The sequence below is a fragment of the Micromonospora trifolii genome, assembly GCF_050516465.1.
Taxonomy (GTDB): Bacteria; Actinomycetota; Actinomycetes; order Mycobacteriales; family Micromonosporaceae; genus Micromonospora; species Micromonospora trifolii.
The window spans coordinates 5,055,204-5,077,636 of the sequence record NZ_CP191526.1 but is presented as its reverse complement, the minus strand read 5'-3'; the positions used below and the strand labels follow the sequence as shown (position 1 = coordinate 5,077,636).

Sequence of the window (22,433 nt, the reverse complement as noted above, 5' to 3'; positions counted from 1 at the left end):
GCCGACCTGGGCGGACGCGTCAGCGTCGGCCGGGGGAGAACCGCCGGTTAGAGTGACCGTCGTGACGATGCTGCCCGACCGCCGCCTGCTGCTGGTCCACGCGCACCCCGACGACGAGTCGATCGGCACTGGCTCGACGATGGCCCACTACGCTGCCGACGGCGCGCACGTCACGCTGGTGACCTGCACGCTCGGCGAGGAGGGCGAGATCCACGTGCCCGCGCTCGCGCAGCTCGCGGCCGTCGAGGCCGACCAGCTCGGCGGGTACCGCGTGGCCGAGCTGGCCGCCGCGTGCGCCGCGCTCGGCGTCAGCGACCACCGCTTCCTCGGCGGCGCCGGCCGCTACCGCGACTCCGGGATGATGGGGCTCGCGACCAACGAGCACCCCCGGGCCTTCTGGCAGGCCGACCTCGACGAGGCCGCCGGGCACCTCGTGGAGATCATGCGAGAGGTACGCCCGCAGGTGCTCGTCACGTACGACCCGAACGGCTTCTACGGCCACCCCGACCACATTCAGGCGCACCGGGTGGCCATGCGCGCCGTCGAGCTGGCCGCCGCCGAGGGCTGCGCCCCGCTCAAGGTCTACTGGACGGCCATGCCGCTCAGCGTCCTGGAGGCCGGCATGACGCACTTCGCCGAGTCGTCCGACAACCCGTTCGGCGGCATCGAGGACATCGCCGACCTGCCCTTCGGCACCCCGGACGCCCAGATCGCCGCCCGGATCGACGGCACCGACCAGCACACGGCCAAGGAGGCCGCGATGCGGGCGCACGCCACCCAGATCCCGGCCAACTCCTGGCTCTACTCGATCGCCGGCAACTTCGGTGGCGAGTTCATGGGCGTGGAGTTCTTCACCCTCGCGGTCGGTGCGAAGGGTCCGGGCGCCGGGCCGTACGGCTGGGAGGACGACCTCTTCGCCGGCCTGCCCGCGGAGACCGCCCCGGACCGGTCCCCGGTCGCGGCGGCGGGTCTCCGGTGACCCTGCCGGCCGCGCCGATGACGGTCGTGGAGGACCAGGAAGCCCCGCCCCCGGCGGGGCCACCGCCGCGACTGCTGGACCTGGGCGTCCGGCTGGTCGGTGCGATCGTGGTGGTCCTCGCCGGTGTGCTGACCGGCGTGCTGGAGTTGCTGCTCGCCACGGTCCGCGTCGGCGGGCAACTGGTCGGCGTGTCGGTACTCCTCGCCATCGGCGCCAACATCCTGCTGAGCTGGTTCGCGTACGAGGCGGTGGGTCGTCGGTGGGCGGTGGCGTTGCCGGCGGTGCCGTGGTTCGCGCTGATGGCGGTCGCCGCCATCCGGACCAACGAGGGCGACCTGTTGCTGGCCGGCGACAACTGGGTCGGGCTGGCCATGATCGTGGCCGGCGCGATGACCTTCGCGGTGATGGGCTTCCGGCAGATCCTCGCCCCGCAGCCGCCCATGCTCGGCAGCTGACGCCGGGCTGGTTCTGGTTGCTGCCGGGTGATGACGTCTCCCAGGTAAGGGTGGTAGATATTCCTGCCAGGGATGCGAACCCGGCGACGGGGCGTACGGCAGGAGGGTCCGGCGATGGACAAACGGTGGCGTGACCTCGGGGTGCTCGTAGCAGCGCTGTTCGCGGTCAACGTGGTCGCTCGACTGATCACCCGGTTCGGCTTCGACGGTGACGACACCGCCGCCGACCGGGTGTCGCTGGCGATGTTCACGGTGATCGGCCTGATCCTCGCCGTGGTCGCCTTCCGCTGGGGTAGTCGCCGGCCGCTGGCGGGCTGGGCCGCCGACATGGCCCTGGTGGTGCCGGTGGCGATGCTGCTGACCGTGCTGGTCGGGCCCCTGCTTGTCGGTCACAACCCGTTCGCTGGCGGCGCGGCGACGTTCTTCGCCCAGATCTGGCTCTACCTGCTCGCCACCGGCGCCGGGTTGCTGATCGGCTACCTGGTGCTCACCGCGCTCGGCCGTGACTACCGCTCTCAGCAGCTCAAGCGGTACGCCGAGGTCAAGGCCGCGAAGCCCCGCCGAGTCGTCCGCCGCTGACCGTCGCGCAGCCCGGCCCACCCTCGGCGCGCCGCTTGATCGACTCGGCTTCCTTGAAGTCGGGGGGTCCCGGGCGTCCGGATGCCGCGGCTTCCTGAAACTCGAGTCGATCAAGCGGTGCCGGGCCGCTTCGCGGGTCAGCTCGGGGCGACTCGGGTCAGGTAGGTGTGGTGGGTGACGAGGCCGAGCCGCTGGTAGAGCGCGACCGCCGCCGTGTTGCGCTGCTCGACCTGAAGGAACGCGTGTGTCGCGCCGACCGACGCGCCCCAGCTGGCCAGTTCGTGGATCACGCGGCGGGCCAGCCCCTGGCGGCGGACCGCCGGTACCACCTCGATGAGGCTGAGGCCCAGCCAGCGCCCCTGGCCGGTCACCGTGCCGCGGCCGACGGCCACCAGGACGCCGTCGGCGTACACGTGGGCGAAGCGGACCTGGTCCACGGCGGTGAGCACGTGCCGGGCGGCGTCCGGCAGGCCGCCCTTGCGGCCGGCGGCGATGGCCAACCACTCGTCGCTGGGCGCGGTGGCCAGCTCGACGACCGCACTGCCCCACCCGTCGGCCTGGCCGCTGGCGGGCGTCGACGCCGGCAGCGGCAGCGGCGCGGTCTGCACCAGCGTCGGAGGGCGGGTGCCCCAGCCGCGGGCGTCCAGCTCGGCGCCGACCGGAGCGGCGAGGGGCAGCGGTGTGTTGATCAACGCGGGTTGGCCCCGCTCGGCGTACCAGCGCTCCACCGCGTCGACCGCGGCGGCCAGTGGTCGGTCCGGGTCGCCGATCGGCAGCGCCGAGTTGGCGCGCCCGGTCCAGCCCTCGGCCGACCGGAGCAGCCAGTCACCGAGCCGGCCCCGGGTCGGTGCCGGCCAGGCCTCGTCGGCGGCCCGCTCCAGCGCCACGACCGCGGCGGCGGTCGGCCGACGGGTCGGCGGTACGCGCTTCGCGCGGTGGACCTGCGCCACCGGGACTCGTAGCTGCCCCTGCGCGGTGGACAGGGTGAGATGAGTCTCGCTCAGCTCGACCAGCTCGCCGAGGGCATCGGAAAATTGTGGGCGGCCCTCGCGAATCCCCACAATCCGGCGGACCACGATTCGGTGTCCCACATCCTGCTGTCGGAGCACGATCGACCCCCTCCCCGGCGAGATACTAGGCTCTTACCGTCGCGGGAGATCGCGGCGAGTCTTGCGGAGGAGAAGACCGGTGACCTACATCATCGCCGAGCCGTGCGTAGATGTGCTCGACAAGGCATGCATCGAGGAGTGCCCGGTCGACTGCATTTACGAGGGCAATCGGATGCTCTACATCCACCCCGACGAGTGCGTCGACTGTGGTGCCTGTGAGCCCGTCTGCCCCGTGGAGGCGATCTTCTACGAGGACGACGTCCCGGAGCAGTGGAAGGACTACACCGGCGCGAACTACGAGTTCTTCGAGGACCTGGGCTCGCCCGGTGGCGCCTCGAAGGTCGGCAAGGTGGAGAAGGACGCCACCTTCGTCGCCGCGCAGCCGCCGCGCGGCGAGGGCCACTGAACCGGCCCGCGCCGGTCTCGTCGCGGCTGCCCGAGTTCACCTGGGACACCCTGGACGCCGCGGCCACGCTGGCCGCGGCGCATCCGGAGGGCCTGATCAACCTCTCCATGGGTACGCCGGTCGACCCGGTGCCCGAGGTGATCCGGCGGGCGTTGGCTGACGCGTCCGATGCTCCCGGCTACCCGCTGACCGCCGGCACCCCGGCGTTGCGGGCCGCGATCGCGGCGTGGGTGTCCCGAGCCTGTGGCGCTGGCGTCGACGGTCTCGGTGTGCTGCCGACCATCGGCTCGAAGGAGCTGGTGGCCTGGCTGCCCACGCTGCTCGGCATCGGCCCCGGTGACGTGGTGGTGGTGCCGTCGATCGCGTACCCCACCTACGAGGATGGTGCCCGGCTCGCCGGTGCCACCGTCGTCCGTACCGACTCGCTCACGTCGGTCGGGCCGACCTCGCGGGTCCGGTTGGTCTGGGTCAACTCGCCCGGCAACCCGACCGGCCGGGTGCTGCCCGCAGCGCACCTGCGCAAGGTGGTCGACTGGGCCCGCGAACGTGGCGCAGTGGTCGCGAGTGACGAGTGCTACCTGCCCCTGGGCTGGTCGGCCGAGCCGGTCTCGGTGCTGTCTCCGCAGGTCAGCGGGGGTAGCTACGCCGGGGTGCTGGCCGTTCACTCGCTCTCCAAGCGGTCCAACCTCGCCGGCTACCGGGCCGGCTTCGTCGCCGGCGACCCGGCGCTCGTCGCCGAGCTGCTCAAGGTCCGCAAGCACGCGGGCATGATCGTGCCCGCGCCGGTGCAGGCGGCCATGGTGGCCGCGCTCGACGACGAGCGACACGCCGAGGAGCAGCGGGAGCGTTACCGCGCCCGGCGGGAGGTGCTCGCCGAGGCGTTCACCGGTGCCGGGTTCACCGTCGAGCACTCCGAGGCGGGCCTGTACCTCTGGCTGACCAGGGGTGAGGACTGCTGGCAGACGGTCGACTGGCTGGCCCGACGCGGCATCCTGGTCGCCGCCGGCGTCTTCTACGGCCCCACGGCCGGGCAGCATGTCCGGGTCGCCCTGACCGAGTCCGACGAGCACATCGCCGCCGTCGCGGCACGTCTCGCCTGATCGCGGGTCCGGGCGGCCGAGGGTGGTGGACAGGCCAGGGGCGCGGGTGCGGGCGGCGGTGGTCGGCACCGGCCTGATCGGTGGTTCGGTGCTGCTCCGGATGTACGCCGCCGGCATCGACGTGGTCGGCTGGGACCCGGACGAGGCAACCCGGCGGGAGACCCGCCGGGTGGGCGTACCCGCGCCGGACCGGCTGGTCGAGGCGGTGGCCGACCGGGATGTGGTCTTCCTGTGCGGGCCGTTGCCCACCCTGCCGGCGACGCTGGTCGAGGTGGCGGCGATGACCGGTGAGCGGTGCGTGCTGACCGACGTCGGAAGCACCAAGGAGCAGGTGGCGGCGTTCGCAGCCGCGCAGGGCCTGACGCACCGGTTCGTGCCGGGCCACCCGATGGCGGGCACCGACCGGGCGGGCTTGACGGCAGCGCGAGCGGACCTGCTCACTGGCGCGGCCTGGGTGCTCTGTCCGGCGCCCGGGCCGGCCACCACCGCGTTCCGTTGGCTGGCCGAGCTGCTGGTGGAGGTCTTCGAGGCCCGGGTGGTGCCGATGTCCGCCCCGGAGCACGACTCGGCTGCCGCGCTCGCCTCACACGTGCCGCACCTGCTCGCCGGCGCGTTGGCCGGCGCCGTGCAGCGCGCACCGCTGCGCGACGCGGTCCTCGCGCTCGCCGCCGGCAGCTTCTCCGACGGCACCCGGGTCGCCGGAACCCCGGCCGACCGGACCGCCAACATGCTGCTCGGCAACCGGGACCGGGTGCTGCGTGAGCTGGCCGAGGTCACCGCGTTCCTGGACGACCTGACCGCCGCGCTGCGCGCCGACGACGCCCCGGCGCTCACCGCTCGCTACGACGAGGCGCGGGCCTCCCGCGCGGCGCTGCGCGACCGGCGGTTCGACGCGGACGACCGGCAGTTCCCGGCCGGTGGTGACCACGCCGCAGAGGTGTCCTGGCTGCGCGAGCTGGGGGTGGCCGGCGGCCACCTGACCGGCCTGCGCGTCGACGCGGACACTGTCTCCTATGCGGCGCGGCGCCCTGTCGCTGACTAGGCTGAGGGGCATGGTGGTGGACGGTCCGGTGGTGCAGGTGCGCGGCGAGGCGTACCGGGAGGTGCCGCCCGAGCTGGCCCGGTTCGCGGTCACCGCGACAGCCCGCGACCGGGACCGGGAGGCGACGCTGACCCGGTTGGCCGAGCGTGCCGCGGCGGTCCGGGTGCTGCTGGACGGCTCCGGGCCGGCGGTGGCGCGGCGGGAGACCGGCGACCTGCGGGTGCGGCCGGAGACTCGGCGCTCGGGTGAGCGGGTGGTCGCCTGGCACGGCAGCGTCACCACCACCGTCACGGTCACCGACTTCACCGCGCTGGGTGAGCTGATGCTCCGACTCGCCGACCAGGACCAGGTCGAGGTGGCCGGCCCGTGGTGGGAGCTTCGTCCGGACAGCCCCGCCCATCGTGCGGCCCGGCACGCCGCGATCAGCGACGCGCTGCTGCGGGCGCGGGAGTACGCGGAGGCGCTGGGCGCCCGGGTCACCTCGTTGATCGAGCTGGCCGACGCGGGCCCCGCTGACCGGCCGATGTTCGCCCGTGCGGCCTTCGCCGGGGGTGGTGGCGCGGGCGGTGGTCCGCCGGAGCTCGAGCTGGACCCGCAGCCGCAGACTGTGCAGGCGGCGGTGCAGGCGCGGTTCACCATCAGCGACCCGGTTCTGGGCTGATGCCGCCGGCCCGGGTGCTGTCCGCGGACGAGTTGGTGGCGCGGGCGTTGGTGCTCGCCGAGGCCGGCCCGCGACAACTGCTCGGCATCGCTGGCGCGCCGGGCGCCGGGAAGTCCACTCTGGCGGAGCGGATCGTCGCCGAGGTCGGGTCGGCCGCCTGCCTGGTGCCGATGGACGGCTTCCACCTGGCGCAGTCGCAACTGGTTCGCCTGGGTCGCGCCGACCGCAAGGGCGCGGTGGACACCTTCGACGCCAACGGGTACGTCTCGCTGCTGCGCCGGCTGCGCCGGTTGGAGCCGACATCGGTCTACGCGCCGGAGTTCCGCCGGGAGCTGGAGGAGCCGGTGGCCGGCGCGATCGAGGTGCCGCCGTCGGTCCGGTTGGTGGTGACCGAGGGCAACTACCTGCTGTTGCCGGATTTCCCCTGGCAGGAGATCCGACCGCTGCTGCACGAGGCGTGGTTTCTCGACCTGGACGCCGAGGTGCGGCACCGCCGGCTGACCGCCCGGCACGAGGCGTTCGGTCGGTCTCCGGAGCAGGCGCGGGCGTGGGCGCTGGGCAGCGACGAGTCGAACGCCGCCCTGATCACCCCCACCGCCGACCGGGCTGACCTGGTGGTCCGCCTGTCGGATCCGCCGACGGTCTAGCGGAGTTCGCGGACCGGCCGGGCCGGGTTGCCGACGGCCACCACGTTGGCGGGCAGGTCCCGGGTGACCACCGCGCCAGCGCCGACGACGGTGTCCGCGCCGATCGTCACGCCGGCCAGCACGATCGCGCCACCGCCGAGCCACACGTTGTCGCCAATGGTGATCGGCTTGGCCGCCTCCCACTTGTCCCGTCGCGGGCCGGGCTCGACCGGATGCGTCGGGGTGAGTAGCTGCACGTTCGGGCCGACCTGGACGTCCGCGCCGAGGGTGATCCGAGCGACGTCGAGGAAGACCGCGTTGTAGTTGACGAAGCTGCGCGGGCCGATCCGGATCTGCCAGCCGTAGTCGCAGTAGAACGGTGGGCGGATCCAGGTGTCCTCGCCCAGTTCGCCGAGGAGTTCACGCAGTGCCGCGATCCGGGCCTGCGGATCGGCCGCGGGACTGGTGTTGAAGCGCTCCATCAGCCGGGTGGCCCGGTCCAGGTCGGCGATGATCTCGGGATCGTCGGCGATGTATGGCTCACCAGCGAGCATCTTGTCCTTCATGGAGGTCACCGCCCGATCATGCCGGCCCGGTTCGTCGGCTCGTGGCGGGTCCGTCATTTTTTGGCCTTCATTTTACATACCCAGTATGCAATTCTGGGTTGTCAATGTGACTCCATCCATCAAGACGCTTGACGAGGAGGATCCGTTGCACCAGGGAAGAAGATTGGCCGCTGTCGGCCTCGTGTTCGCGCTGGCGCTCTCCGCGCCGGCTCCCGCCTCAGCCACGGCCGCTGCGCCCGCCCCACCCGGCGGCACCGGCCAACAGTCCACTCCGGGGGGACCCACCGCCAACCGCTCAGCCACCGTCACGCTGATCACCGGTGACCGGGTCACCGTCACCGCGTCCGGTGCCTCGGTCCGGCCCGGCGCCGGCCGCGAGGACGTGCAGTTCCTGATTCAGCGCGAGCGCGGCCGCCTCACGGTGACGCCGACGGACGCGCTGCCGTTGCTGCGCTCGGGCCGGGTGGACCGGCGGCTCTTCGACGTCACCGGGCTGCTCGAGGCGGGTTACGACGACGCTCACCGCAAGACCCTGCCGCTGCTGGTGTCGTACGGCGCGACGGGTACCGCCAAGCGCGCCTCGGCCGCTCTGCCCGGCACGCGGCTGACCCGCGACCTGCCGGTGATTCGCGGTGCCGCCCTGAGCAGCGACAAGTCCTCCCTTGGATCGGTCTGGGAGAAGGTCACCACCGGTCCCGCTGGGGCCCGGCTCGACGCGGCGGGGGGCGTCGAGCGGATCTGGCTGGACGGCCGTCGCCGGGTGACCCTCGACCACAGCGTGCCGCAGATCGGCGCGCCCACCGCCTGGGCGGCCGGGTTCACCGGTACGGGCGTGTCCGTCGCGGTGCTGGACACCGGCGTCGACGCGACCCACCCGGACCTGGCCGGCAAGGTGGCCGAGGCGCGCAACTTCACCGAGGTTGCCGACGCTCGGGACACGGTCGGCCACGGCACCCACGTTGCCTCGACCATCGCGGGCAGCGGTGCGGCCTCCGGCGGCAAGTACCGGGGTGTGGCGCCGGACGCGACGCTGCTGGACGGCAAGGTCTGTGAGGACGCGGGCTGCACCGACTCGGCGATCCTCGCCGGCATGCAGTGGGCCGCGGTGGAGAAGAAGGCCGCCGTGGTCAACATGAGCCTCAGCGGCTGGGACACCCCAGAGGTCGACCCGGTCGAGGAGGCCGTGCAGACCCTGACCGCCCAGACCGGCACGCTGTTCGTCCTCGCCGCCGGTAACGACGGCTCGGACGGTTCGGTCGGCTCCCCGGCCAGCGCCGACGCCGGGCTCGCCGTGGGCGCGGTGGACCGCGACGACGAGTTGGCCGAATTCTCCAGCCGGGGACCGCGAGTCGGCGACGACGCGCTGAAGCCGGACATCACCGCGCCCGGCGTCGACATCGTCGCCGCGCGGTCCGCCACCGGCGTCATCGGCGATCCCGTGGGGGATCGCTACGTCACGCTCTCCGGCACCTCGATGGCGACCCCGCACGTGGCCGGGTCGGCCGCGCTGCTGGCCCAGCAGCACCCGGGATGGCGGGCCGACCGGCTCAAGGCCACGCTGATGGCCGCCGCCAAGCCGCACCCGGACCAGACCGCCTACCAGCAGGGTGCCGGGCGGGTCGACGTCGCACACGCGATCACCCAGCAGATCACCACCGACCCGGTGAGCGTCTCGTTCGGGCGTACGATCTGGCCGCACACTGACGACGCTCCGATCACCCGCACGGTGACCTGGCGCAACGACGGTCCGGCCCCGGTCACCGTGGACCTGAGCATCGAGGGCGCCGGCCCCGGTGGTCGGGCGCTACCGGCCGGCCTGTTCGTCCTGGGCGCCAACCAACTCACAGTGCCGGCGGGCGGCACGGCCGCCACTACCGTCACCACGGACACCCGGTTGGGCGACGCCGACGGTTACTGGACCGGGCGGATCGTGGCCCGGTCCGGGGCGGCGGTCGCGGTCACTCCGCTGGCCGTGAACCGGGAGGTGGAGAGCTACACGCTGACAGTGGAGCACCTGAACCGCGCTGGCGCGCGCACCGCGGACCACTGGACCACCCTGGTCGGGCTGGACACCTTTGGCTTCTGGGACGTCGTCAGCTCCGACGGGGTGGCCACCGTGCGGCTGCCCAAGGGCCATTACGGCCTGACCGGCCTCGTCTTCGAGCCCGGGCCGGAGGATGAGCAGCGCGGGATGTCCCTGTTGGCGCAGCCCGAACTGACTGTCGATCAGGACACCCGGATCGTCGTGGACGCTCGCCGGGCCAAGCCGGTACGGACGACCGTGCCGGACCGGACCGCCGTCCCGCAACTGATCGACCTCAGCGCCAACTTCACCGCCGACGACGGCAGCGGGTACGGCGTCGGGCTCTGGGCGGAGACGTTCACCGGCCTGACCAGCGGTCAGCTCGGCAAGCCGGTTTCCGCCGACAAGTTCGTCGCCACCGTCAGCAGCAACTGGACCAAGCCGGACTCGGCCAACAGTCCGTACCTGTACGCGCTGGCCGAGGCGATCCCGGGCCGAATGCCCACGGGGTTCGTCCGCGACTACGCCCGACGGGACCTGGCCACCGTCGTGCACCAGTTCCGCGGTGGCTACCCGGGCATGGAGGCCGAGCGGATCGTGCTCCCCGAGCTGGAGTACAACGTCGGCTATTCCGCGCTGGTGCTGCCCACCGTCGTGCCCGGCCAGCGGGTCGAGTACTACAACACCAAGGGCGTGAAGTGGGAATCCGAAATCCTATTCGGAACGGTGGACGAGGACGGCTGGTTGAGCCCGAAGGCAGCGCTCTTCTCCGTCCCCACCGCGTACCGTTCCGGGCGGACGGTCCAGGAGATCTGGAACCAGGCCCCGTACGCACCGTCCTTCCCGAACCCGCGCTGGCCGTACCAGAGCGTCACCAGGGTCGGCGACACCATCCTGGTCGACGTGCCGATCTTCAGCGACGCGGCCGGGCACCCGGGCGCCTCGCTGAGCGACAGTGAGCACACCAAGCTCTGGCGCAACGGCAAGCTGGTCGGCGAGAGCGAGTACGCCGGCTACGGAGAGTTCACCGTGCCACCGGGTGCGGCGGACTACCGGCTCGTCGCGTCGTCGAAGCGAAGCTTCACCGACCTGAGCACCGAGGTGGAGTCCAGCTGGACCTTCCGGTCGAGGCACGTCGCCGGTGAGACGCCGGTCCGACTGCCCCTGTCGGCGGTGCGCTTCGCACCGCCGCTGCGGGTCGACAACAGCGCTCCGGCCGGTCAGGGCTTCGTCGTACCGGTACGGGTGCAGCGGCAGCCCGGCGCGCCGGCCGCCCGGGTGGAGAAGCTCACCGTCGATGTCTCGTACGACGGCGGGAAGACCTGGGGTAAGGCGAAGCTGGTCCGCACCTCGGCCGACGGATGGTCGGCCCTGTTGCGGCATCCGGCCAGCGCCGGCCACGTGTCGCTGCGGGCCACCGCCCGGGACACCGCCGGCAACACGGTGACCCAACGGATCATCCAGGCGTACCGGTTGCGCTGAGGCGTACCCCGTCCGGGCCCGCGGCCGAACGCCGCGGACCCGGACGGGTCCGTCAGTCGTTGGCGTGCAGGGCGGCGTTCAGCTCGATGCCCCGGCCGGTGCGCGGCCGGGCCTCCAGCCCGCCGGTGACCGAGTTGCGCCAGAACAGCAGGCCGTCGACGCCGGACAGCTCCCGGGCCTTGACCACCCGGCCGTCGGGGAGCGTGATCTTCGACGCGGCGGTGATATAGCAGCCGGCCTCGACCACACAGTCGTCGCCGAGCGAGATCCCGACGCCGGCGTTCGCGCCGACCAGGCTCCGCTCACCGATGCTGATCTTGTCGGTGCCACCGCCGGAGAGGGTGCCCATGATGGAGGCCCCGCCGCCGATGTCGGAGCCGTCGCCGACCAGCACGCCCTGCACGATCCGCCCCTCGACCATCGAGGTGCCGACGGTGCCGGCGTTGAAGTTCACGAAGCCCTCGTGCATCACTGTGGTGCCGGCGGCCAGGTGGGCGCCGAGGCGGACCCGGTCGGCGTCGGCGATCCGCACACCGGAGGGCACCACGTAGTCGGTCATCCGGGGGAACTTGTCGACCCCGTACACCGCCAGGTGCCGGCCGGCGGCCCGCTCGATCACCCGCAGTTCGTCCACCCGCTCCGGGGGGCACGGCCCGGCGGACGTCCAGGCCACGTTGGCCAGCTTGCCGAAGATGCCGTCCAGGTTGAGCTGGTTGGGTCGCACCAGGCGGTGCGAGAGCAGGTGCAACCGGAGGTACGCGTCGGACGCGTCCTTGATCGGGTCGTCCAGCGAGCCGATCACGGTGACCACCTGCACGGTACGCAGACCGGGCAGGGACCGGTCACCGAGCGCGGCCGGCGGCAGGTCGAGCACGTCCGCCTTGTCCTCGCCGGCGACCAGCGGCAGCTCGCCCAGGCCCAGCTTGCCGGTCGGGTACCAGGTATCGAGCACCTGCTCGTCGGCGGTGACCGTAGCCAGGCCGATGCCCCAGGCGGAATCTGCGGACGTCACTGTTACACCTCTCGGTCACGGCCGGGCTGACCTCGGCTCGCTCCTCGCGCTGACAGACCTGAAGGTACCGTGCGAACCATGGAGAACCCGCTGACCCCCGAGGTCCTCGCCGATCCGGTGCAGCTGACCCGCGCTCTGGTCGACATAGAGTCCGTGTCCCTCAACGAGAAGGCGATCGCCGACTGTGTCGAAGAGGTGCTGCGGGGCGTACCGCACCTGACCACCCACCGGCACGGCAACACGGTGATGGCGCGCACCGACCTCGGTCGGTCGCAGCGTGTCGTGCTGGCCGGGCACCTCGACACGGTGCCGTTGAACAACAACTTCCCCTCGACCATGCGCGGCGACCTGATGTACGGCTGCGGCACCTCCGACATGAAGTCCGGCACCGCGTACGCCCTGCACCTGGCGGTGACGCTGCCCGAGCCGCGCTACGACGTGACGTACTTCTTCTATGAGGCCGAGGAGATCGAGTCCCGGTACAACGGGCTCAACCTCGTCGCCCAGGCGTTCCCGGAGTGGTTGCAGGCGGACTTCGCCGTGCTGCTGGAGCCGACGTACGGCATCGTCGAGGCGGGCTGCCAGGGCACCATGCGCTCGGTGGTCACCACGACCGGCGTACGCGCCCACTCGGCGCGCTCCTGGCACGGGGTGAACGCCATCCACGCCGCCGGCGAGGTGTTGCGACGCCTCCAGACGTACGAGGCACGTCGGGTCACCATCGACGGCTGCGACTACCGCGAGGGCATGAACGCGGTGCGGATCAACGGTGGGGTGGCCGGCAACGTGGTTCCCGATCACTGTGAGGTCGAGGTCAACTACCGGTTCGCCCCGGACCGCACCCCGGCCGAGGCGGAGGCGCACCTGCGTGAGGTGTTCGCCGGCTTCGAGGTGACCGTCACCGACACGGCTGCCGGTGCCGCGCCCGGGCTCGACGCGGCCCCCGCGAAGGAGTTCCTGGCGGCGGTCGGCGCCGCGCCGATCGGCAAGCTGGGCTGGACGGACGTGGCCCGGTTCGCGGCGATGGGCATCCCCGCGCTGAACTTCGGCCCGGGCGACCCGAACCTCGCCCACCACCCCGACGAGCACGTCGAGATCAGCAAGATCCGCGACGGCGCGGCAACCCTGCACCGCTGGCTGGCCCCGGCCTGACCCTGGTCGCCCCGTCGCGTCCGGTCGTCCCGGTGATCAAGAGGTTTGCGTCAGCCTGGCCCGTTGTCGGCGACGCAAACCTCTTGATCGGTCCCGGAGGGGGTGGGGGAGGTGGGGGTTGGGTTCTGTTGGCGAATGCGGCGGCGTTCGGCCACCACGTCTCGGATCCGTCGCTGCATCTGGCGACGGATCCGGATCATCTCGCTGTTGCTGATCACGCTGTCTCCTCCCCCGAAGGCGCGCGCCGGGGCATACCCGGTATGTGAATAGTAAGACGTACGGGAGCGCCGAATAGTTGCCCATGATCCCGAACAATTTCTCGGCGTCCCCGCCCCGCGCACCCGAGCGGTGCTGCTCCACTACGGTTGCCCCATGAGCCAGAGCAACGGGCGGGAGGCCGGTCGCGGTCCGGGACAGGAGCGGCATCGCGGTGCGGTCACCCTGCGCAGGGGGGCGATCCCGAGCAGCACCGCCGACCAGCGACTGCTGGATTCACGGGGTCGGGGCGACTGGAAGACCAAGGACGCCTGGCGCGCGCTGCGCATCCTCGCCGAGTTCGTCGAGGGTTTCGACACCCTCGCCGACGTGCCGTCCGCGGTCAGCGTCTTCGGCTCCGCGCGCAGCGCGCCGGACAGCGCCGAGTGTCAGTTGGCCGAGCAGGTGGGCGGCGCACTGGCCCGAGCCGGCTACGCGGTGATCACCGGAGGTGGGCCCGGGGTGATGGAGGCCGCCAACCGGGGCGCCAGCGAGGCCGGTGGGCTCTCCGTGGGGCTCGGCATCGAGCTTCCGTTCGAGCAGGGCATCAACGACTGGGTCGACCTGGCCATCGACTTCCGCTACTTCTTCGCCCGCAAGACGATGTTCGTCAAGTACGCCCAGGCGTTCGTCGTGCTGCCCGGTGGGTTCGGCACCATGGACGAGTTGTTCGAGGCGCTCACCCTGGTGCAGACCGGCAAGGTCACTCGGTTCCCGGTGGTGCTGATGGGCGTCGCCTACTGGCAGGGCCTGCTGGACTGGCTGCGCGGCACGATGGCCGCCACCGGCAAGATCGGGCCGGTCGACCTGGACCTGATCTGCCTCACCGACGACGTCAACGAGGCGGTCCGGTACATCGTCTCGGCGGAGGCCGCGCTCTCCGCCGAGCAGGAGGCGGTCCGCGAGGAGGCTGTCGCCCGCACCGGCGCAGACCAGCACGCCGCCGCCGAACAGGCCGCCGAGCAGCCCCGGGACCACGACTGATGGCGGCGATCTGCGTCTTCTGCGCCTCCTCTCGTACCCTCGATCAGCGCTGGTTGGACCTGGCCGCCGAGACCGGCGCGGAGCTGGCCCGGCGCGGCCACACGCTGGTCAGCGGTGGTGGCTGCGTCGGCATGATGGGCGCGCTGGCGGACGGCGCCCGATCCGCCGGTGGGCGCACCGTCGGTGTGATCCCGCAGTCGCTGGTCGACCTGGAGGTCGCCGACCTGGCCTCGGACGAGCTGCTGGTGACCGACTCGATGGCCAGCCGCAAGACCCTGATGATCGACAAGTCGGACGCCTTCCTCACCCTGCCCGGCGGGCTGGGCACCCTGGACGAGTTGTTCGAGGTCTGGACCACCGCCACCCTCGCCCTGCACACCAAGCCGATGGTGCTGATCGACACCGACGGGTTCTACCGCCCCCTGCTGGACTGGCTGGACGCGCTGGCCGACCAGACCTTCCTCAAGCCCGCCGGCCGCGACCTCCTGGCGGTCACCACCACCGTCACCGAGGCCCTCAACGTCCTGGAATCCCACCTAACCTGACCGCCCACCCCACCCCACCCCACCCCGGCCCACCCCGGCCCACCCCGGTCGGTCCGCGGTGATCATGGAGTTAGCGACGTCGCTGTCGGCGTGTCGCGCCGCTAACCTCATGATCGACGGGGGTGGATGGGGTGCGGTGTGAGGGTGGGGTTTGGGTGGGTGGGTGTCGTATGGGTCTGATGGGATGAGCTGATGCAGGCGTACCGGTTGGTGCGGCGGCCCGGAGGGCCGGCGCGGGGGGACGGGACGACGCCTGACAGCGCCTCCGTGCCCGCCAACGGCGGCACGTCAGTGGGCGTTGTCGGCGCGTCGGGTGGGCCCGATGGCGTGGCCGGGCCCGAGCTGCCGATCGGTGGCGGCGGCTGGCGGGCCGACCCGGTGCAGGCCGAGGTGGTCGGGCACACCGACGGGCCGATGCTCGTGCTCGGCGGCCCGGGCACCGGCAAGACCAGCACGCTGGTCGAGGCGGTCGCCGCCCGGGTGGCCGAGGGGGCCGACCCCGAACGGATCCTGGTGCTGACCTTCGGCCGCCGAAGCGCCACAGCGCTGCGACAGCGCATCGAGGCCCGGATCGCGCAGGACGGCCACCGCGTGCTGCGCGAGCCGCTGGTGCGCACCTTCCCGGCGTACGCCTTCGGGTTGCTCCGCCGTGCCGCCGCCGAGCGGGGCGAACCGTCGCCCCGGCTGCTCACCGGCCCCGAGCAGGATCTGATCATCCGTGAGCTGCTGGACGTGGTGGGCGAGGAGCCCGAGGACGACCCGGTCGGCTGGCCGACCGACCTGCGCCCCGCCCTGCGGACCCGGGCGTTCGCCGGCCAACTGCGCGACCTGCTCATGCGCGCCGCCGAGCGCGGCGTGGGCCCGGTCGACCTGGCCCGGCTGGGTGAGAAACTCGGCCGCGCCGACTGGCCGGCCGCAGCCCGCTTCCTGCGGGAGTACGTCGCCGTGCTCGCGCTGCGCGACGTCAGCAACCGGGGCTCCATCGCGTACGACCCGGCGGAGCTGGTCCGGGCGGCCACCGGGCTGCTGCGCGACGACGAGGAGTTGCTGGCCGCCGAGCGTCGTCGGCTCGCGTACGTCTACCTCGACGAGCTGGCCGACACCGACCCCGCCCAACTGGAGCTGCTCTCGGTGATCGCCGGCGGTGGCAAGTCGCTTGTCGCGTTCGCCGACCCGGATTCCTCCACGTACGCCTTCCGGGGCGCCGACCCGGCCGGGGTGGCGACGTTCCCGCACCGGTTCCGGACGGCTTCCGGTGCGCCGGCCGCCCAGGTGCTGCTGACCACGTCGTACCGGGCCGGGCCGGGTCTGCTCGCCGCGATCGCCCGGCTGGGTCGCCGACTGCGGGGTCCAGCCGCACACCGTCGGCTGCACCCCCTGCCGGACGCGCCGCCCGGCGTGGTCGAGGTGCACACCTTCCGCTCGGCGACCAGCGAGGCCGCCTGGCTGGCCCACGCGCTGCGCTCGGCTCACCTGCTCGACGGCGTGCCCTGGTCCCGGATGGCGGTGCTGGTGCGGTCCACCGCGTTGCAGCTGCCCACCCTGCGACGGGCGCTGCACGCTGCCGGCGTACCCACAGTGGTGCACGGTGAGGATCTGCCCCTGCACCTGCAACCGGCGGTCGCGCCGCTGCTGCTCCTGCTGCGCTGCGCGCTGGAGCCGGAACGACTCGACGAGGAGGCCGCAGTCGCGCTGCTGCACTCGTCGCTGGGCGGGGCCGACCCGCTGGCCGAGCGGCGGCTGCGGCAGGGCCTGCGCGCGCTCGCGCTGGCCGGCGGTGACCGACGCCCCTCCGGGGAGCTGATCGTCGAGGCATTGCAGGACCCGGAGGAGTTGGCCGGCATCGAGCGGCGCTGGGCGGAGCCGGCGCAGGCGGTGGCCGGGCTGCTGGCCATCGCACGCGAAGCCGCCGCCCGCCCGGGTGCGACCGCCGAGGACGTGCTCTGGGCCGTCTGGCACGCCAGTGGTCTCGCCGAGCGGTGGGCCGGCGCGATCAACCAGGGGCGTCCGGAGGCCGGCGAGGGCGACCTGGCCCGGCGACGGCGGGCCGAGGCGGCCGACCGCGACCTGGACGCCGTGCTGGTCCTCTTCGACGCGGCGGCCCGGTTCACCGACCGGCTGCCCGGCGCCCGCACCGAGGTCTTCCTCGACCACGTGCTCGCCCAGGACCTGCCGGCCGACACCATCGCCCCGACCGCCGACCGGGGCGCGGCGGTACGCCTGCTCACCGCGCACGCCGCGAAGGGCCTGGAATGGGACCTGGTCGCGGTGGCCGGCGTGCAGGAGGGCATCTGGCCGGACCTGCGGCTGCGCGGCAGCCTGCTCGGCTCCGAGCGACTGGTCGACGTGCTGGCCGGCCGGTCGGTCGACGGCGCGACCGCGGCGAACGTGGTGGGTCAGACCTCGGCGTTGCTGGACGAGGAGCGCCGGCTCTTCCACGTCGCCATCAGCCGGGCCCGGCACCGGCTGCTGGTCAGCGCCGTGGCATCGGCCGCCGTCGGCGGCGACGACCACGAGGAGCAGCCCAGCCGGTTCCTGCACGAGCTGGGCCCGAGCACCCCGCCGCCGAGCACGCCGCCGAGCACGCCGCCGACGCCGCCGACCCCGCCGACCCCGCCGCCGACCCCGCCGACAGCACCCGGCCCGCCGCCCGGTCCCCGCACCGAGCCGTCCTCCGGCGGCACCGGGGGCGCTGCGGCGGGCGAGACCGGCGACGAGGAGCCGGACCGTCCTGGGGCGCTGCCGGTGACCCGTCCACCCCGGGCGCTCACACTGCCGGCGCTGGTCGCGGAACTGCGTACCGCCATCACCGACCCGGCCGCCCCGGCGGCCCGGCGGCGCGCCGCGGCGGCCGAGCTGGCCCGGCTCGCCGCCGCCGGCGTGCCCGGCGCGCACCCCGACGACTGGTGGGGGTTGCGGGTGCTCTCCGACGACCGGCCGCTCGTCGACGACGGGGACCCGGTGCGGGTCACCCCGTCGGCCATGGAGAGCGCGCTGCGGTGCAGCCTGCGCTGGCTGCTGGAACGGCACGGCGGTAGCGGCCCGACCAGCACCGCGCAGGGAGTGGGCAACCTGGTGCACGCCGCCGCGATGCTCGCCGAGGACGCCAGCGCCGACCGGGGCGCGCTGCTCGACTACGTGGCCGCCCGGTTCGACGCGATCGAGCTTGCGGCCCGGTGGATGGCCGGGCCGGAGCGGGAACGCGCCGAGGCGATGGTCGACAAGCTGCTGCGCTGGCTGGCAACCAATCCGCGCCGGTTGCTCGCCATCGAGCACGAGTTCGCCGTCCGCCTGGACGACCCGAGTCGGCCCATCGACCTGACCGGTCGGGTCGACCGGCTGGAGATCGACGAGGCCGGGCGGCTCGTGGTGATCGACCTGAAGACCGGCAAGTCCACAGCTGTCACCGGCACCGACCTGGCGGAGCACCCGCAGCTCGGCGCCTACCAGGCGGCGGTGGAGGCGGGGGCGTTCGCCGAGTTCGGTGACGAGTCCGGGGGTGCCGCGCTGGTGCAGCTCGGCACCTCCGCCAAGGACGCCAGGGAGCAGAATCAGCCGGCCGCCAGCGAAGGGCCGGCGGCCGGTTGGGCGACCGCGCTGGTCCGGCGGACCGCCGATACGATGGCAGCCGCCACGTTCGCCGCGGTAGCCAACTCGAAGTGCCGGGTCTGCCCGGTGCGCACCAGCTGCCCGGTCTCCGGGCAGGGTCGCCAGGTCGTCGAGCCGCCCACCGTCCGACGCGCAGGTGAGGGCGAGGAGTGAGCGTGCGAGCCCAGTCGCGACCTGGGACGGCACCCGTGAGGGCGAGGAGTGCGCCGGTGTTGGGAACTGAGACGGCACGGTGAGTCAGCCCACCCTGTTCGGCGCGGGTCCCGCGCCGACGCCCCGACTCGCGGACTCCGGCCCCCGGTACACACCGGTGGAGCTTGCCAAGCTGCTGCGGTTGCCGGCGCCCACCCGCGAGCAGGCCGCGATCATCGCCGCCCCGGTGGAGCCGCTGCTGGTGGTAGCGGGCGCCGGGTCGGGCAAGACCGAGACGATGGCCGCGCGGGTGGTCTGGCTGGTGGCCAACTCGTACGTGCGGCCGGAGCAGATCCTCGGGCTTACCTTCACCCGCAAGGCGGCCGGCGAGCTGGCCCATCGGGTACGGACCCGGCTCGACCAGTTGATCCGTCGACTCGGCCGGCAGGAACGGAACCCGCTGGACGACCCGCTCGCGGGTGAGCCCACCGTCTCCACCTACCACTCGTACGCGGGGCGGATCGTCACCGAGCACGGGCTGCGGGCCGGTTACGAGCCGTCCACCCGGCTGCTCACCGAGGCGTCCCGCTGGCAGTTGGTCGACCTGCTGGTGCGCAACTACGACGGCGACATGTCCGAGGTGGACCGGATGCCGAGCACCATCACCGACGCGGTGCTGGCGCTCGCCGGGGAGCTGGACGAGCACCTGGTCGCGCCGGACGACTTGGCGGCCTGGACCGGTCGGTTCTTCGCCGAGGTGCAGTCCCGGCCGGGTCGGGTGTACGCCGACGTGCGCAAGGCGCTCACCCTCCAACAGACCCGGTTGCGCCTGTTGCCGCTGGTGCGGGCGTACGCCCGGCGCAAGGAGGCCTTCGAGGCGATGGACTTCGCCGACCAGCTCGCCCGGGCGGCCCGGGTGGCCCGGGATCACCCGGGGGTCGGCGTGATCGAGCGGGACCGCTTCCGGGTGGTGCTGCTCGACGAGTACCAGGACACCAGCCACGCCCAGGTGGTGTTGCTCAACGCGCTGTTCGGTGGCGGGCACCCGGTGACCGCGGTGGGCGACCCGTGCCAGTCGATCTACGGCTGGCGGGGGGCCAGCGCGGGCACCCTGGACCGGTTCCCCACCGAGTTCGCCCGCGCCAACGGCGAGCCGGCCCCGGCGCTGGGGCTCACCACGAGTTGGCGCAACCGCCCGGAGATCCTCCGGGTGGCGAACGCGCTCTCCACCCCGCTGCGGGCGGCGGGTGCCCGGGTGCCGGAGCTGCGCTCCGCGCTGACCGTCCGGGACCCGATCCCGCACCGCAGCCCGGGCGGCGCGGCCGGCGGCACGGTGCACTGCGCGATGCTGCCCACGTACGCCGACGAGGCCGACTGGATCGCCGACAGCGTGCTCGCCGCCTGGCGCGGGGCGGCCGGGATGCCGGGGGTGGCCCCGGAACACATCCCGGTGGCCCGCCGCCCGACGACCGCCGTGCTGGTCCGGGTGCGCAGCCAGATCCCGGCGATCGAGTCGGCGCTGCGTGGGCGGGGCCTACCGGTCGAGGTGGTCGGACTGGGCGGCCTGCTGGACACCCCCGAGGTACGCGACGTGGTCTGCACGCTGCGGGTGCTGGCCGACCCGACCGATGGCGCCGCGCTGCTGCGGTTGCTCACCGGCGCCCGTTGGCGGATCGGGCCGCGTGACCTGGTGGCGTTGCACCGGCGGGCCCGGGCCATCGCGAACGCCCGGCGACAGGTGGCCGCCGACGAGGCCTCGGAGATCAGCCCCGACCTGTTGGACGAGGCGACTCTGGTGGAGGCGTTGGCCGACCTCGGGCCGGCGCAGGCGTACTCGGCGGAGGGGTTCGCGCGGCTGCGCGCGTACGGCCGGGAGTTGGCGCTGCTGCGCTACCGACTGGACCAGGCGCTGCCGGACCTGATCGCGGACATCGAGCGGACCATCGGCTTGGACGTGGAGGTCGCGGTGCGGGCCGGCCGGGACGGCGCCGGTGACGCGGGCCTGGCCCGGGGGCATCTGGACGCGCTCGGCGACGTGGCGGCGCGGTTCAGCGGGGAGACGCCCGGGGCGACCCTGTCCGGGTTCCTGTCCTACCTGGCCGCCGCCGAGGACGAGGAGCGTGGTCTGGCGCCGGGCGAGGTCGAGGTGGTGGAGGGCGCGGTGCAGGTGGTCACCGCGCACGCCGCCAAGGGCCTGGAGTGGGACGTGGTGGCGGTGGCCGGGCTCAGCCGTGGGCTGTGGCCGGGGCCGGTCCGCAACTCCGACCACTGGCTGGGTGGGCTGGGCGTGCTGCCGTTCCCGCTGCGCGGCGACGCCGACGGGCTGCCCGAGTTGGCGCTCGACGAGGCGGGGGACCAGCGGGCCGTGGCGCGGGCGGTGACCGACTTCACCGACGCGTGGCGGGCCCACGACGAGCGGGAGGAACGCCGGCTGACGTACGTGGCGGTGACCCGGCCGCGCCGGCTGCTGCTCTGCTCCGGTTACTGGTGGGGGGAGGGCACGAAGCGACCGCGAGGTCCGTCGGTCTTCCTGCGTGAGGTGTACGACGCCTGCCTCGACGGCGGGCCGGGGCACCTGATCGACGCGTGGACGCCGGAGCCGACTCCCGACGCGACGAACCCCACGGCCGAGGTGGTGCTCCGCGCCGAGTGGCCGGCCGACCCGCTGGGCGGTCGCCGGCCGGCGTTGGCCGAGGCGGCCGGGCTGGTGCGTCGCCTGATGGCCGACGGTCCGGCGGCGCTCCCCGGGCCGGTTGGGCCGGTGCTCGCCGGGCCGGTCACGCCGACCGGGTCGACGGCCGAGCCAGGCGAGCCGGTCGAGCGGGCCGAGCCGGTCGAGCCGGAGGTGGATCCGGAGGTGGCGCGCTGGCAGAGTGAGGCGGACCTGCTGTTGGCGGAGCGCGCCGAGCTGACCCGGCTCTCCGGTGCGGTCGAGGTGGCGCTGCCCGGGGCGCTGAGCGTCACCCAGCTGGTCGCGCTGCGGCGCGATCCGGCGGCGCTGGCCCGTACGCTGCGTCGCCCGGTGCCGGCCGAACCCAACCCGTACGCCCGTCGAGGCACTGCCTTCCACGCCTGGTTGGAGCAGCGCTTCGGCGCCGACCGCCTGTTGGACCTGGACGAGCTGCCCGGCGCGGCCGACGCCGATGCCGCACCCGACGAGGCTCTGGTCGAGCTTCAGGAGCGGTTCCTGGCCAGCGAGTGGGCCGACCGGTCACCGGTGGAGGTGGAGGTGCCGTTCGCCACGGTGATCGCCGGAGTGGTGGTGCGGGGCCGGATGGACGCGGTCTTCGCCCGGCCGGGTGGTCGGTTCGACGTGGTCGACTGGAAGACCGGCGCGCAGCCCACCGGGCCGGCGGCCGACGTGGCCGCCGTGCAGCTGGCCGTGTACCGGCTGGCCTGGGCGGAGTTGGCCGGCGTGCCGGTCGACATGGTGGGCGCGGCGTTCCACTACGTCCGGCACGGGGTGACCGTCCGGCCCGCCGACCTGCTGGATGTGACCGGCCTCACGGCCATGATCGTCCAGTTGCCCGAAGATTCTGCCCAACATTGACCATGGCGGGGAAAACCGTGGTAGGTTGACCGGGTTGCAGTTTTGGTTACCAGAGACTCTGTGTGCGCCTGGCGGGATTGTGGCCCCAGGCGCTCTTTGTTGTGTCCGGAGTTCTCCGGGCGGGGCGACCAGAAGCGACAGGCGATTCGCGCATCCCCGCGCGGAG

18 protein-coding genes are annotated in these 22,433 nt (G+C 73.2%); 14 read left to right on the top strand and 4 right to left on the bottom strand.

The annotated features are described in order from the left end of the window. The first annotated feature begins 52 nt into the window (after positions 1–52). The 3 genes from mshB to ACQRWP_RS23500 all read left to right on the top strand — a co-directional run bounded on the left by mshB (position 53) and on the right by ACQRWP_RS23500 (position 2,013). Positions 53–979, top strand: a complete 927-nt coding sequence (mshB, locus tag ACQRWP_RS23510; protein WP_430497761.1) for an N-acetyl-1-D-myo-inositol-2-amino-2-deoxy-alpha-D-glucopyranoside deacetylase — start codon at positions 53–55, stop codon at positions 977–979. A 17-nt stretch (positions 980–996) separates the two neighbouring features. After that, on the top strand, positions 997–1,434 hold the full coding sequence (locus ACQRWP_RS23505; protein ID WP_430497759.1) for a hypothetical protein: 438 nt from the start codon (positions 997–999) through the stop codon (positions 1,432–1,434). 114 nt (positions 1,435–1,548) lie between these two features. Then, complete coding sequence (locus tag ACQRWP_RS23500; protein ID WP_430497757.1) at positions 1,549–2,013, top strand: hypothetical protein; 465 nt, start codon at positions 1,549–1,551, stop codon at positions 2,011–2,013. A 137-nt stretch (positions 2,014–2,150) separates the two neighbouring features. Here the strand turns inward: ACQRWP_RS23500 and ACQRWP_RS23495 are convergent, their stop codons facing one another. Beyond that, on the bottom strand, positions 2,151–3,122 hold the full coding sequence (locus ACQRWP_RS23495) for a GNAT family N-acetyltransferase (RefSeq protein ID WP_430497755.1): 972 nt from the start codon (positions 3,120–3,122) through the stop codon (positions 2,151–2,153). Between the two features lie 79 nt (positions 3,123–3,201). Here ACQRWP_RS23495 and fdxA point away from each other — a divergent pair, with 79 nt between their 5' ends. Genes fdxA through ACQRWP_RS23470 form a run of 5 tightly spaced genes read left to right on the top strand, consistent with a single transcriptional unit; the run spans position 3,202 to position 6,978 of the window. Continuing rightward, positions 3,202–3,528, top strand: coding sequence for a ferredoxin (fdxA, locus tag ACQRWP_RS23490; RefSeq protein ID WP_030490464.1), 327 nt, complete (start codon positions 3,202–3,204; stop codon positions 3,526–3,528). Continuing rightward, complete coding sequence (gene dapC / locus ACQRWP_RS23485) at positions 3,525–4,628, top strand: succinyldiaminopimelate transaminase (protein WP_430503275.1); 1,104 nt, start codon at positions 3,525–3,527, stop codon at positions 4,626–4,628. Before fdxA ends, dapC begins: the two co-directional genes overlap by 4 nt. 46 nt (positions 4,629–4,674) lie before the next feature. Beyond that, entirely contained in the window at positions 4,675–5,670 is a 996-nt protein-coding gene (locus ACQRWP_RS23480) for a prephenate dehydrogenase (protein WP_430497753.1), read from the top strand. A 13-nt stretch (positions 5,671–5,683) separates the two neighbouring features. Continuing rightward, on the top strand, positions 5,684–6,331 hold the full coding sequence (locus ACQRWP_RS23475) for an SIMPL domain-containing protein (protein WP_112675777.1): 648 nt from the start codon (positions 5,684–5,686) through the stop codon (positions 6,329–6,331). Beyond that, on the top strand, positions 6,331–6,978 hold the full coding sequence (locus ACQRWP_RS23470; RefSeq protein ID WP_430497752.1) for a nucleoside/nucleotide kinase family protein: 648 nt from the start codon (positions 6,331–6,333) through the stop codon (positions 6,976–6,978). The genes ACQRWP_RS23475 and ACQRWP_RS23470 overlap by 1 nt, the downstream gene beginning before the upstream one ends. Here the strand turns inward: ACQRWP_RS23470 and ACQRWP_RS23465 are convergent. Next, positions 6,975–7,532, bottom strand: coding sequence for a sugar O-acetyltransferase (locus ACQRWP_RS23465; RefSeq protein ID WP_430497750.1), 558 nt, complete (start codon positions 7,530–7,532; stop codon positions 6,975–6,977). The two genes, ACQRWP_RS23470 and ACQRWP_RS23465, sit on opposite strands and share 4 nt — an antisense overlap. 76 nt (positions 7,533–7,608) lie before the next feature. Between ACQRWP_RS23465 and ACQRWP_RS23460 the strand changes: the two genes are divergently transcribed. Beyond that, a complete protein-coding gene (locus ACQRWP_RS23460; RefSeq protein WP_430497749.1) occupies positions 7,609–11,028 on the top strand; it encodes a S8 family serine peptidase in 3,420 nt (1,139 codons plus the stop codon). A gap of 52 nt (positions 11,029–11,080) precedes the next feature. On the opposite strand, the gene dapD is transcribed toward ACQRWP_RS23460, so the two are convergent. Continuing rightward, positions 11,081–12,040: a 2,3,4,5-tetrahydropyridine-2,6-dicarboxylate N-succinyltransferase gene (dapD, locus tag ACQRWP_RS23455; protein ID WP_091406183.1), complete on the bottom strand. Its 960-nt coding sequence runs from the start codon at positions 12,038–12,040 to the stop codon at positions 11,081–11,083. Positions 12,041–12,118: 78 nt separating this feature from the next. Between dapD and dapE the strand changes: the two genes are divergently transcribed. After that, positions 12,119–13,192, top strand: coding sequence for a succinyl-diaminopimelate desuccinylase (gene dapE, locus ACQRWP_RS23450; RefSeq protein WP_366340704.1), 1,074 nt, complete (start codon positions 12,119–12,121; stop codon positions 13,190–13,192). A gap of 50 nt (positions 13,193–13,242) precedes the next feature. On the opposite strand, the gene ACQRWP_RS23445 is transcribed toward dapE, so the two are convergent. Beyond that, a complete protein-coding gene (locus ACQRWP_RS23445; protein ID WP_430497746.1) occupies positions 13,243–13,410 on the bottom strand; it encodes a hypothetical protein in 168 nt (55 codons plus the stop codon). Positions 13,411–13,564: 154 nt separating this feature from the next. Between ACQRWP_RS23445 and ACQRWP_RS23440 the strand changes: the two genes are divergently transcribed. The 4 genes from ACQRWP_RS23440 to ACQRWP_RS23425 all read left to right on the top strand — a co-directional run bounded on the left by ACQRWP_RS23440 (position 13,565) and on the right by ACQRWP_RS23425 (position 22,267). Further along, positions 13,565–14,431: a TIGR00730 family Rossman fold protein gene (locus tag ACQRWP_RS23440; protein WP_430497744.1), complete on the top strand. Its 867-nt coding sequence runs from the start codon at positions 13,565–13,567 to the stop codon at positions 14,429–14,431. After that, positions 14,431–14,976 carry a TIGR00730 family Rossman fold protein gene (locus ACQRWP_RS23435; RefSeq protein WP_430497742.1) on the top strand — a complete coding sequence of 182 codons (546 nt, stop codon included), beginning with the start codon at positions 14,431–14,433 and terminating at the stop codon, positions 14,974–14,976. The genes ACQRWP_RS23440 and ACQRWP_RS23435 overlap by 1 nt, the downstream gene beginning before the upstream one ends. 192 nt (positions 14,977–15,168) lie before the next feature. Further along, positions 15,169–18,738: an ATP-dependent helicase gene (locus ACQRWP_RS23430; protein ID WP_430497740.1), complete on the top strand. Its 3,570-nt coding sequence runs from the start codon at positions 15,169–15,171 to the stop codon at positions 18,736–18,738. 79 nt (positions 18,739–18,817) lie between these two features. Further along, a complete protein-coding gene (locus ACQRWP_RS23425) occupies positions 18,818–22,267 on the top strand; it encodes an ATP-dependent helicase (RefSeq protein WP_430497738.1) in 3,450 nt (1,149 codons plus the stop codon). Positions 22,268–22,433 lie beyond the last annotated feature (166 nt).

Excerpts from the sequence above, each read along its gene's own strand:
- ACQRWP_RS23430 (WP_430497740.1), top strand. The coding sequence starts at position 15,169 with ATGCAGGCGTACCGGTTGGTGCGGCGGCCCGGAGGGCCGGCGCGGGGG.
- ACQRWP_RS23470 (WP_430497752.1), top strand. The coding sequence starts at position 6,331 with ATGCCGCCGGCCCGGGTGCTGTCCGCGGACGAGTTGGTGGCGCGGGCG.
- dapE (WP_366340704.1), top strand. The coding sequence starts at position 12,119 with ATGGAGAACCCGCTGACCCCCGAGGTCCTCGCCGATCCGGTGCAGCTG.
- ACQRWP_RS23500 (WP_430497757.1), top strand. The coding sequence starts at position 1,549 with ATGGACAAACGGTGGCGTGACCTCGGGGTGCTCGTAGCAGCGCTGTTC.
- ACQRWP_RS23460 (WP_430497749.1), top strand. The coding sequence starts at position 7,609 with ATGCAATTCTGGGTTGTCAATGTGACTCCATCCATCAAGACGCTTGAC.
- ACQRWP_RS23440 (WP_430497744.1), top strand. The coding sequence starts at position 13,565 with ATGAGCCAGAGCAACGGGCGGGAGGCCGGTCGCGGTCCGGGACAGGAG.
- ACQRWP_RS23435 (WP_430497742.1), top strand. The coding sequence starts at position 14,431 with ATGGCGGCGATCTGCGTCTTCTGCGCCTCCTCTCGTACCCTCGATCAG.
- ACQRWP_RS23505 (WP_430497759.1), top strand. The coding sequence starts at position 997 with ATGACGGTCGTGGAGGACCAGGAAGCCCCGCCCCCGGCGGGGCCACCG.